General features: G+C 46.9%; 8 protein-coding genes. 3 read left to right on the forward strand and 5 right to left on the reverse strand.

Going from position 1 to position 12,594, the window contains the following annotated elements; genetic code table 11:
- Positions 1-949: 949 nt before the first annotated feature.
- Complete coding sequence (locus JKP77_RS19540) at positions 950-1,843, forward strand: hypothetical protein (RefSeq protein WP_218312857.1); 894 nt, start codon at positions 950-952, stop codon at positions 1,841-1,843.
- A gap of 1 nt (position 1,844) precedes the next feature.
- Positions 1,845-2,084 (forward strand): hypothetical protein, encoded by a 240-nt coding sequence (locus tag JKP77_RS19545; RefSeq protein WP_218312858.1) that lies wholly within the window; start codon positions 1,845-1,847, stop codon positions 2,082-2,084.
- Positions 2,085-2,199: 115 nt separating this feature from the next.
- Here the strand turns inward: JKP77_RS19545 and JKP77_RS19550 are convergent, their stop codons facing one another.
- Positions 2,200-3,168 (reverse strand): carbohydrate kinase family protein, encoded by a 969-nt coding sequence (locus JKP77_RS19550; RefSeq protein ID WP_246601304.1) that lies wholly within the window; start codon positions 3,166-3,168, stop codon positions 2,200-2,202.
- 59 nt (positions 3,169-3,227) lie between these two features.
- Positions 3,228-6,668 (reverse strand): glycoside hydrolase family protein, encoded by a 3,441-nt coding sequence (locus tag JKP77_RS19555; protein WP_218312859.1) that lies wholly within the window; start codon positions 6,666-6,668, stop codon positions 3,228-3,230.
- Positions 6,669-6,954: 286 nt separating this feature from the next.
- Between JKP77_RS19555 and JKP77_RS19560 the strand changes: the two genes are divergently transcribed.
- Complete coding sequence (locus tag JKP77_RS19560) at positions 6,955-7,947, forward strand: LacI family DNA-binding transcriptional regulator (protein WP_218312860.1); 993 nt, start codon at positions 6,955-6,957, stop codon at positions 7,945-7,947.
- Here JKP77_RS19560 and JKP77_RS19565 read toward each other — a convergent pair.
- The 3 genes from JKP77_RS19565 to JKP77_RS19575 form a co-directional block, all read right to left on the reverse strand.
- The gene (locus JKP77_RS19565) at positions 7,928-9,160 is read right to left on the reverse strand and encodes an MFS transporter (protein ID WP_218312861.1); all 1,233 of its coding nucleotides are present in this window, start codon (positions 9,158-9,160) and stop codon (positions 7,928-7,930) included. The genes JKP77_RS19560 and JKP77_RS19565 overlap by 20 nt on opposite strands.
- A 24-nt stretch (positions 9,161-9,184) precedes the next feature.
- Positions 9,185-11,209, reverse strand: coding sequence for a glycoside hydrolase family 32 protein (locus tag JKP77_RS22625; protein ID WP_218312862.1), 2,025 nt, complete (start codon positions 11,207-11,209; stop codon positions 9,185-9,187).
- A 64-nt stretch (positions 11,210-11,273) separates the two neighbouring features.
- Positions 11,274-12,584: a sugar porter family MFS transporter gene (locus tag JKP77_RS19575; RefSeq protein WP_218312863.1), complete on the reverse strand. Its 1,311-nt coding sequence runs from the start codon at positions 12,582-12,584 to the stop codon at positions 11,274-11,276.
- Positions 12,585-12,594: the final 10 nt, after the last annotated feature.

Consider the following 12,594-nt stretch of genomic DNA (forward strand, 5'->3'; position numbering starts at 1 on the left):
GCCCGTTTCCGGGAGAATTAGTCCGGTAGCAACAAAGTAAAAAGAAAATCTGGTTTTAGGCCTTTCTTCTGGTTAAGTAGAGCACGCCAACAATGAGAACAACTGTGGGGATAAGAAACCACAATGGAGAATTAGCATCCATGAGAGCACCTTCGTGTAAGCTTTCGACTCTTAAAACATTAATGATCGCGAGCCATTTGTCAAAGATAGTAGTCTGAGAGGCTTTACTTTAAGGAGCTATTTAGGCAGCATTTGGGGTCAGTTGGCGTTTTCGGGGGACGAAATAGCGGAACCTGATCCACCGCGCCAGCCTTTATCCCATATGGGACGCAGCTTGTCTAAAAGCGCTATCTCCAATCAAGCATTGGAGCGATTGAGAATCGGCGTGATTCGGACAAGTCATACTTATTCACTATAAGCCCTTGTTATAGATGGCATTTAATTTAAAACAGTCAGAAATTAACCGAAGAAAAGTTACACGACTTTCGGCGCTTTACCGACTATGGGTATATCAAGAGTGCCATTTGAGGGAATCAAAAAGGCAATTGAGAATGCGCATTATACGGTAAGCAAAAGAGAAAAGAAAAAAGGCAATAGCTACCTGGCAAGTCTCAGGAATAAGTCAAAGAGGGATTTACGTTCTACACCCAGGTCCTTTTGTGCAATAACAGTAAACAGAGAAATGAGGAAAAAGCCCAATCTGCATTGCATCACGCCCCGCTTGGTTGATTGGAGCTACGCCAAACTAGCTGAGCCCCCTTCCCACAGTTTAAAAAACACCCAATTACTGACTGTGTTTATCTCAACCTGGTGTATTATTTATACCAGTCATCGTTTCTCCCCATCAGACGTGAAACTTGTCGGCGAGAGACTACTGTAACTAAACAGTTTTTAATGAAGTAGTTTTCTGTTTACAACCATTATTTGAGACTTCAAAAGGGATTTACTGATGGTTAGCAGGTTCGCTTTACTTGTTCTAATACTACTTTTCATGATGCAGGTAAGCGGGTGCAAGTCGACCATCCCCATTTCATCAAATCCGAATAATGCCAAGAATCACTCCGGCACCGGTGAACCATTAAAAATAGCGAGAAATCAGCTGCTACTTGAGAAGGATAGCAAATTCTTTAAAACATTCAGCGGGCTCTTAGGAGGCAAAAAACAATCCGGTTATTCTGACTACCAAATTGGAACACTCCTGCTGTCCGCTAATTCAATTGAGTTAGACGAATCGGTCAAGCTTTCTCCTTACTACCTTTACTTAGTGATAACTGAAGTAGGCTCAAACCGAAAACAGATTGAAAGTGCAATCTTGTCATTCAGGGAAAACTTCGAATCGTACGATTACCTAAATGATTTCGGGTCCATACCCGATAAAACGATTCCGTTTATAGCGCCGGTAGAAAATGAAAATAAACAACTTTCAATTGAGAACTATTCTGTAACCATGGCAAGGAAGCTACAAAAACGCTATCTGACAGCGCTTCATGATGCAAAAGCCAGCTTAGCGATTTATGGCTCAAAACAGGAGTTGTTTTCAAACACTGAGGTCGAACCAAACAACGTTTTCGTTATCACTCTTGATGCTTATACGCCAGATGAGATAGCAAACGTCATAAATAAAATTCGCCATGAAATGACTATTCTCGATCAACCACCCACCATGCGTTTATTCCCTGGAGCCCGAGCTTCAGAGAAAAAGCTAGAAAGTTCAGATGATCCAACGGTAGCCTCGACAAAGATTAATCATGATGAACGATTTAAAGCCATTCGGGAAAATGAGATTTCGCTAATAGCAAGACAAGCATTTAACGCGATTAGCTATTGGTTAAGTGGAAACTGATATGGATTTTCTGGAGCGCATAATAAAACTTGTCAGTGTAAGAATGCTGCTTTCCTGCCTGATAATAACGGGAATAATCACCTGGTATTTTTCAACGACGCCAGCCGGTGCAAGCGCGCGTTTGTTTTCAGGAATTTTTATTTGCCTGATAGGTCTTCTATTACTTTTCAAGTTTTTGATGCAAAAATTGTTTCTGCCTACGCTAAAGAAATTTCGCGAACGCAATGGTAGACAGCCTTGAAAGTTTGTTCACTGCCAAAAAGTATATAATAACAATGGCTATGCACTTTGCTTCTGCACTAAAAATTGGCCACCAGCATTTTCGGCAGATGGCCACAGCACCTTATCAATAAGCGTTACCCTATAACTTCGAATTCTCTTGTCTGAACTTCAGACTCAGTAGGTAACGCCGTCATTGCGCCCATTTTCTCGCACACCGTTGCACTTACCTTTTGTGCAAACATTACAGCGTCAGTTAGCTCGCTAAATGTCATTGTCTCCACAGATTCAAATGATGCGAGTCGGTATAGCATCGCTCCGATGAACGCATCACCTGCACCGGTTGTGTCGATTGCATTAATCTTAAACGCAGAGATGACTTTGGTATTCTGTCTGGATGAAAGGTAACAGCCTTTACTTCCCATAGTTACGAATATGACACTGGCTCCCAGCTTATGTATAGCATCGCAACCAGCATCCAGACTCACCTCATCGGTCAGAAGCTGCAGTTCCTCTTCGCTTACTTTTACCACGTCAGCCAGTTTGAAAAAGGCATTGCATTTTGCCTTGAAGATTTCCAGCCTGTTTTTCCAGAGATCAACCCGATAGTTAGGGTCAAAGCATACGAGACATTGGTTGTCTCGGCAGTGTTCGGCCATTGAAAAATAAGCGTCTTGCAGGCTGCCTTCCAGAAATGCGGTCGCTGAACCAAAATGAAAAATAGCGTGTGGAAATGTCTTGCTTACATCCTGCTCGGGAAAAGCAAATTCAGCATCAGCGCCGCGGTTAAAAATGAATTCTCGCTCTCCGTCTTCTTGTAAGGTAACGAAGGCGAGCGTAGTCGGCTCATTTACTTTCTGAATGCCGCTCACACCGACATGATACGTCTTCAGCGTATCAATCAAATAGTCACCAAAAGCATCATCGCCGACGGCTCCTAAAAATTCAGCACGCCCCCCTAGCCTGCCAATACATGCTGAAACATTTGCGGGCGCCCCGCCTGGTTTTCTCAAATACACTTCTTTGTCAGCTGTATTCTCTCCCACATCAGTACAAACGAAGTCGATTAGCGCCTCACCAATACAAATCACTTTTTTGCTCATCATTTCTCGCTTTTAAACATAAAAAGCAGACCGCACTAAAGCGGCCTGCTTCTGATTAACAGTTACTGATTTTCGACAAATCTTTGTAGATCAACTACGGAAACAGATTGATCTCGCGTATAGACACCAACTGGCCGCTGCTCAAGATCATATAGACGGAAACTGAGTGCCCGGAAGTCATTGATATACGCCGTTCCAAGACCGGTTTCCGGATCTAACCACACATCAATTTTCACACCTGCAGCAACATCCATCGGCGCAGCTACCTGCGCATCCAGACTCCCAGAGCTCACTTCTTCACCGTCACTCACAGCAGGTAAATCTGAAGCTCTGAACTGGTCAGCGATTAGGTAAGGTAGTGCGGTATCGGAACCATCATCAGCATGCTGATCTATCAATCTGATAACAGCAGTCTGGCCAATAAACTCGCTGACATCCCAGGTCGCCCACTCCAGCAAGAACTTATCTTCCGCGGTCTTTTCTGCATCAACGCCTGACTGGCTGCGCACAACCTCGCCATTTACAACCAGCACGACTGCTGTCGCACTTGGACTATCAAACGGGTTAGAGCCACCGCCGATTAAGAAGTTGATATACGGTTTAGTAATCTCAAAGGATGGACTATCTGCGCTACCTGTTGCACTAAAGCCAACCCAGCCAAGCGCAGTTCCGTCTTCTTCAAACCCGTCGCCAAAACTTGAAAACACCCTTTCACCGACATTATTAGCGACGTCACCGCCCCACCAGCCCCCGTCCAGTTTCACAAAGTCGCCTGTTATGTTGGTGAATTCATGACCCGCCAGCGTATTGTATTGACCACAGCAGAATTCGAATCCGGCGATGTTTTGCTCAGGCTCTTCGGTTCGGGAAAAAAGCGGCTCACCTTCCAGCGCCGGAGTCGGAGTAACACTTGCCCCTCCCGTTGGAGGCGTATCACCAAAGTAAAACGATGCCTGATTACTGTTGGTGTCAAACTCAAGTCTGGCTACCTGCTCACCTTCTGCATCAGTTGGAAAATACAACCCGAATCTACCGCCAGATGTTTCACTTTCTACGGTCATGGATAAACGGTTCTTTTCGCTTAATGAGTCCAATGTAAAGGCAGACGATGACATCATTGATATTGGAGAAACACCGGATACCGAACCTTCCTGACTCTGGATGTCGGTGCTGACTGCCTCAGCAAACTCCGTTTTATAAGAATCCGGGATCTTCACTGCCAACTCGCCAGTGGCGGTTTGCTGAAGCTGATGAATGGCCAAATCTCCGCCGAAGGTACCTACCCCTGCATTGGTTCTGGTAATCTTGTGCGGGATCCAGCCAAACATTAATGTTGTATCTCCAGAAGAAGCAGTTCGCCCGGCATAATAGAACTTGCCATCGAGAGATTGGTAGTTCGCCAACTCCCACCCTGCACTCGTCTGATGCAGATACTTAATATCTCTTTCGCCGTCATTTTGATCTGAGAACACCATGAACTGATTGTCACCAAAATCGATCCAGTCTGGTACTTCAAGATTCAGAGGCGTATTCATCGTGAACAAGGGTTCCTGCGCAGCCCAGGTAACCAGATTGTCGGAGGTATACAGACCAATTGCAGCTTGTTCGTTGTAGCGGGTAGTAATGAGCATCCAGTAATTACCGGTATCTTCATTCCAGAATACTTTCGGATCCCGAAAGTCAAAATCGCTGTACCCGTTATTTCCTGTGAAGGTGTCCTCAGGCACTTTGGTAAAATCTGTCAACGTGTTGTCGGTAGCCACGGCATGCATTACCGCCTCAACCGGATTGAAGTCGGCGTTATGGCCGGTAAAGAAAATATGTGTCTGACCGTCAGCGTCTTCTATAACACTGCCTGAGCCTGTCCACTGGTCCTGCGTAGTGCTGTCTCCCGTGGCTTCGAGCACCCGTTGCGGAAAGCTACCATGCTGAAGGTCACTCGTTTTCGTGAGATACCAGTCATGGAATGCCGTGTCGATTAAATAGTAAATGTAGAATTCACCATCCCGAAAATACGGATTTGGATCAGCCATGACCAGAGGCAGAGTCACGTTATGGCCTTCGGGCATACTGACAAAATCATTCTTACTGGGCTCTACAGCGGCATAATCAGCCAGTCTTACTTCGTCCAGCATGATAAACGCCAGACTCCCGTCATCTTCCCCTTCATGTCGATCGATAATTTCCAGCACTGCGGTCTCACCTTGCAGCGCGCTGACGTCCCAGGAATACCAGTCAACTTGTGACTCCAGACCATTGCCAACAGCCTGGCGCACTATTTTGCCGTTTACACGCAGTACTACTGCAGTTGCATTATCACTGGTAACGTCGTTGGTACCACCGCCTACCAAAAAGTTTAAAAATTTGTGGGTAATTTCAAACGGTGGTGAGCTCAGCGTGCCAGTTGCTTCATCGCCAATCCATCCCAGGCCTGTGCCATCTGCAGAAAAACCGTCTCCCCGACTGGTGAAGATCCGCTCACCCTGATGATTAACAATGTCTGCTGCCCACCAGCCGCCATCGAGTTTATCCATGTCTCCCGTGGCCCGGAAGTCGTGATTCGCGTAGGTATTAAATTGCCCACAACAAAACTCAAACCCAGCGATGTTTTGACCAGGTTCGGAAACCCGGCTAAATGCAGACACGCCTTCAACTTCAGGCTCGACTGAAATATTCACCGGCGCCAACATTTTATTGCTCGCGTCAGGAACCGCGGCCGCCTCATCGGATATTCTGAACTCGTCCGCCAGCAAATATGGCAAAGACGTATCAGAGTTGTCATCGGCGTGATGATCGACAAAGCGGATTTTCGCAGTCATTCCATCATAATCTTTAACATCCCAAGTGACCCATTGCATACTCATAGCAGTATCGTCACCAGTTGCCTGAAGCACTATTTCATCATCAATAACCAGCGCCAACGCCGTGGTATTAGGCTCACCTACGCCGTTACTGCCACCACCCACCAGAAAGTTGATAAAGCGCTCGGTTATTTCAAAAGGGAGACTTTCCATCGTGCCGACTGCGCCAAAGCCAATCCAGCCCAGCGCATCATCATCACGACTAAATCCATCGCCAAAGCTGGAGAAAACACGCTCTCCAATAACGCCTGCTACGTCGGCTCCCCACCAGCCTCCATCTAGCTTTTCAAAGTCGCCGGTTACTGCTTCAAAGCCATGTTCGGCGTAGGTATTGAACTGCCCACAGCAAAATTCAAAGCCGGAAAGAACCTGTTCACTATCTTCAGGATTACTAAAAAGTGGTTGACCGGAAACCTCCGGATTATCTGTAAGAATGATATCTTCATCTGGCGCTTGCTCTTCAGGTGCATTTCCTCCACCGATGACGTCAGACGGGCTTTGCCCCTCCTGTAAAATGATTAAATCCGCATCAACTTTATTTTTATTCGTCTCATCATCTGAGCAAGCTGACAATGACGCACACATCAACAGCGTAATGCCCGATAGTTTCCACCCCATTTGATAGGGTTTTGATGTTTTCATGGTTTTCCTCCATAGCCTCCAGACAGGCTATGTCCGTTTACTTTTCATTGGGTATGCCAAAACACTACAACCTTTTTCGGCATGCTTTTTTGGGCGTCCCACCCAAATAAACAACGTTGTCTTTTTGTAATGCTAGTGTTCCCTGAACAGAAATTCAACAAGTTTTTTACATTTTTGTTTGTGGCGGAGAAAACTTCAGCGTTGTTATCAGCTTATGGCAAAAAGTGACAAAAGTGTGTAGCGTTAGAGGATTGATATTGAGCACTACATTCGGAAATCATCTGGCATGGTGACAATTAAGGACGTGGCAGCACATGCTGGCGTCGCATTTAAAACAGTTTCCCGGGTAGTAAATAACGATCCTACCGTTAAACCCAAGAACAGGGAAAAAGTACTTAAAGCCATTGAAGAACTGGGGTACCGCCCGAATCGTGCGGCCCAGATGACCCGACGCAAAAAATCAGGGGTTGTTGGCTTTATTGCTGATGAGTTGCTAAGGGTACCCTACACATTTGATCTTATCAGAGGTGCACAGGACCTGGCCTGGAAGCACAACAAAGAGCTCATGGTTCTTAACGTGAATGTCGATAAATACAGCGTTGAAGGTGCCGTGAACCATCTGTTTGAGCATCGTGCAGAAGGCATTATTTACGCGGCCATGTACCATCGGGAAGTGACGCTTCCCGCTCAGTTTTCAGAAGTACCAACTGTCTTAGCGAATTGTTATGACAGTAGCAATGATTACCCCTCTATCGTTCCCGATGAAAAAGAGGCGGCACGTGAAATCACAACCAGTATGCTGCGCAAGGGCTACAAACGCATTGCCTTTTTGAACCTCAATGAAAATATCATTGCAGCGAAACTACGAAAACAAGGTGTTGAACAAGCGTTTGCAGATGCCGGTGTCTCGCCGGACAACCTGATTATAGAGTCCGTTATCGTTGGTGACGAAAATGAAGAGCGCTCGGTAACGCGCAAGCGCGCAGCGGAATTAATAAAAAACTTCAAACCTGATGCCATACTTTGTGGTCAGGATCCCATGGCCGTGGAAGTCTACTTTGTTGTTCAGGCACTGGGGCTTCAGGTAGGAAAGGACATCGGCATAGGTAGCTTCGATGACTGGGATATCATTCCGTCACTCGTACAACCCGGCTTGACCACCATGGCGCTCCCTCATTACGAAATGGGCCAGTGGGCATTTAATTACCTGCTTGAGGAACGCACGGATAAGGTGAAAGAATCTGCGCGATTTACGCTAGTCAGCCGCCAGTCATTTTAGCCGCTTCCTGATTTGTTGATGAAGCTCGGTTCTCCAACAGCCAGAAAGAAATGATGAGATTCACGGTTACCACGCTTCCCAGTAACAGATATGAGTCGGCAAATCCAAGTTCATCGTAAAGCTCTCCCACCGGCGACGACAATAACGTTGTCACGACCTGAGTGAATACGTGGAAGCCGATGAGGTAAATTGTTGCCGATAGCCTTGCGTCAAAACTCATTACAATGTACTTGAATATCGCCACCAGAAGAATGGGCAATTCCAATGCATGCAGCAACTTCACCAATGAAATAGACACGGGATCTTCAACCAGACCTGAGGCCAACATACGAATAGCCATTATAGCCCCACTTAAAAGCAGCCCTTGCTTTGGCCCTATACGATTGACGATATAAGGGGCAACAAACATCATTCCGGCTTCAATAAATACCTGGAGCGAGTTCAGATAACCGTAATACCTGTTCCCCTCTTCTGGCGAAGGAAACAGCGAGGCGAAGTAAATAGGAAATTGCTGGTCGTAAATTTGATAAAGACAGGACACGCCCATGACATATACGCTTAAACGCCAGAATTTACGCTGGCGAAAAAGCGATATTACGTCCGTTAAGCCAACCTTGCCGCTTCCGCCAGAGGGCCGTTTCGTCGGTTTGGGTAGCCAGAACAAACACAGGATAAATGCCACGCCGGTTGCACTGGCAAGTGCAAAATTGAGCTTGGGATCGACGTTAAACAGCCCTCCTGCGATGAAGGTCGCGCATGCCCACCCCAGGGATCCCCATAGCCTGGCTTTACCAAACTCTACATCATGTTGCCGACCAAGCCTCTCAATGAAAGCTTCAAGCGTTCCCACTGCCGCGCCAAACGTTAAAGCACTGTAAGCTGCGCCAACAATAGCACCGAGCAGAAAGAATGATTCCAGTAAGGGTTGGTAAACATAGATAAAGAATGGGCCTACGCCAGCCATGAGGATACCCAGTATAAACAGAAGCTGTTTATTGGTACCCAGCCGGTCCTGAAGGACCCCATATATCGGCATTATTAACAGGGCAGCCATGGCATTGGTCGCGAATACAACCCCTGTCTCTTTCCCTGTCAGTCCCAGAGTTTGGTTTAACCACAAAGGAAAAAGCGAGTAACAAAACGACCAGGTCAGGAAAAACGTAAAGAACGTGATTGCTGATGACCAGTATGCTGAGTTTGACTGCCACTTCATAATAATATCCCGGGCTTACGTTACTTAATCAGCTGACCACACGGACCCCAAACGCTCAACAGATACCTGATGCAGTGGTTGGCTTTCTGGTCCTACCCGCATCGTATCGTAGACCGACTCAGGAAACACCAGTGATGTCATAACCGTCGTCCCATTATCAATAAACAGCTCAAGTGACGAACGGTCAATAACAACGATGACATTAAACGGTTCACTCGTTGTCGTGAGCACACCCTCTTGTACATCACCAAACTGCTCACTGAATGACGTTTCTCCAGATTCACTGCGGTCCAGCAGAACTACCGACTTTTGCTGATCGATTTTAATGTCAACGAACTCACCGTTTTCGTTTTCAAAGCGAACCGAAACAGGTGACGTCGTTTTGCTCTGAACCTCGAAAGAGTAGCGAAGCGCTGACTCTCTACCCGTGTTATCTGCGGCTGGTAGGCTGATTGTTTTTCCTGAAGCCAGTGTTGAAGATTCTGCAGAGGCTTCAACTAAACTATCAACCTCATCCACTAGCTTGCTTCGTACTCGAAGCCCTTCAGCGGTAGTAACAAGATGCAACGAACGAGGTAATGTCATAGCACTACGCCATTTTTCTGTTGGTACCTCATTGGCATAGAGCCAGTTGCTCATCCATCCCATGAAAACATGACGTTTTTCTTCACTATCTGGCGTGTTAAAGAAAGTCACACCGGCGTAGTTGTCAGTGCCGTGATCCAGCCATACTGCGGGCTCAACTCGATTCGTTGCCGGTGCTTTTGCAAAAACAATATCATCGATATAGGTATGTCCCCAGCTTCCTGACTCAGTATCAATAATTTTCAAAAAGGCAGATTCCCCCTGCCATTGACTGACATCCCAGCTTGCATAGTGAAGTGTTTCGCGATTAAGCCCCGTCTCTGTTTTCACCACATCGCCATCAACAACAAGCTGGACGCCAACCCGATCCGGATGATGGCCGCCGCCGATTCTGAAGTTGATATAAGGTTCTGAGATGATGAACGTTTCAGAGGTAAGTGTTCCTGTGGCGCGATCTTCGTCAGCGAAACTGTTTATGAGAAACTCACCAGAATAACCTGTCGGGGGAGGTTGCGTGGCATGCCCTCCATCAGTTGGGGCATTGGCAAAGGCATTGCCCTCTGACGTCCACTTGTCCGCACCATCTTCAAAGTCATCGAAAACCTTGCCTTCCGGAAAAGTTGCTACAGTAGGCGCGAGTTCGCTCTGCCACTCAGAGTCCAAAACAAACTCTTTACCATTGAAATCGCCCACAAAGTATTGTGTTGCCGACCCGCCGTTGGGCCCACCCGGTGAGATACTGACTAACAATACATACCGAGAGTCGTTAGTCCCTTCCACAGGCATTAACAGTAGTTCCGGGCACTCCCAGACACCGCCGTGACTTCCTATGTCTTCACCAAATGTACTTTCCAACGACCAGTCAATCAGATTGTCCGAGCTATAAAAACCTATATGATCTTTTTGTGCTAACACCATCACCCATTTTTCAGAAGGTTCGTGCCACATTACCTTCGGATCACGAAAATCCTTTATTCCCGTGTTATCGATAACGGGGTTACCTGAATACTTCTCCCAGGTTCTCCCTTTGTCCAGGCTGTAAGCAAGCGCCTGGGTTTGATAGTCAATTGCCCCTTGTTTCTCCATGTCGGCATTGTGATAGGTATACAGTGCAACAATAGGAGGACTTTCTTTAGTCCCTAAACCACTGGTGTTATTCCAGTCGACCACCGCGCTGCCAGAAAAAATGGTGCCCAACTCATCCGGGTAGAGCGCTATCGGAAGCTCCTCCCAATGCACCAGGTCTTTACTCACGGCGTGCCCCCAATGCATGGGCCCCCAGACTGAAGCGTCTGGATTATGCTGAAAGAACAAATGGTACTCACCGTCCAGATAGAACATGCCATTAGGATCATTCATCCATTTTTCATTGGGAGAGAAATGAATCTGGGGGCGAAAAGCTTCGTTGCGTGCAGCCTCGACTTGCTGAGTCGGGCTTTCGGGTAGTGGACTGGTTTGATTCATGGAACATCCAACAAGAGCTGAAGAAATAATAAGACCTAACATTGTTTTCATAACTAAAATGCCTCTATTTTGATAACGCTGCGGAAACATCTTCGAGCGTTTTCCCTTTCGTTTCTGGCATCATGAATCGAACGAAAAGAAGCTGTAACAACATCGCAAACGTGAAGAATCCAAACACCTGGGTGGCGGTGAAAGTGGCTAATACCTGAGGCATTACTAGCGTAATAATCGCAGCAAATATCCAGTGCGTACCACTGCCCAAAGACTGTCCTTTGGATCGCACGGAGTTGGGGAAAATCTCCGCAATAAAAACCCATATTACGGCTCCTTGCCCCACTGCATGTGATGCAATGAAAACAAACACTGCACCAACGACAATGGCGCCGCCAACCTGGCTGTTGAAAGCCCAGGCCACAGTTGCAAGCGACAAGATGTATCCTATTGAGCCGATATACATCAATGATTTGCGTCCAAGACGGTCTATCAGGCTCAGTCCAATCATAGTGAAAATCAGATTGACCAGGCCCACTCCCGCTGTAGATAGCAGTGCAGTGCTGCCGTCTAAACCTGCCATATCAAATACACGTGGTGCGTAGTAGATAATGAAATTGATGCCTGACAACTGATTAAACGCTGCGAGCAAAAATGCCAGTAGCACTGGAAGTCGAAATTCGCGCTTAAACAGAGACTCTTTGTCGTGCCCTGCTTTGTCATTCTTTACCGCGCTGATAGTTTGCTCGATATCCTCACTCTGTAACTCCAGAAATACCCGCCGGGCCTCAGCTTCATCATTACGATGAAGCAATAACCAGCGCGGGCTTTCTGGCGCTTTAAGTACCATCAAAAAGTAGACAAGTGCGGGAATGGCCTCAACACCCAGCATTACACGCCAGTCTTCAACAATAACGCCGGAGAGCAGGTAGTTCGAAAGAAACGCCACGAGGATCCCGAATACGATTTGAAACTGGTAGGTCGCTACCAGCCGTCCCCTTACCTTCGCCGGGGCAATTTCAGATATGTATGCCGGCACTGCGATTGACGACACCCCAACCCCTAAACCTCCAATAAACCTGAGAATGGCAAAGGTGTAAGGATCCTGAGCAAGCGCTGAGCCTACTGCAGAAAGTAAATAAAGCACGCCGATAAGAACCAATGTCTTTTTGCGTCCAAGCCGGTCGCAAGGCCAGTTCCCCATTAACGCACCAATTACGGTTCCCCACAGCGCTGAAGACATAACAAACAATCCGTGGAAAAGCGGGGTTGTCTGCCACAGTACCTGTATTGATTGGTCCGCACCGGATATCACCGCTGTATCAAAGCCGAATAAGAACCCGGCTATTGCAACGGTGAGTGACCAATAAACTATTTTATTCATGGTGATATTC

This window comes from Alteromonas antoniana, assembly GCF_019249295.1.
Lineage (GTDB): Bacteria > Pseudomonadota > Gammaproteobacteria > Enterobacterales > Alteromonadaceae > Alteromonas > Alteromonas antoniana.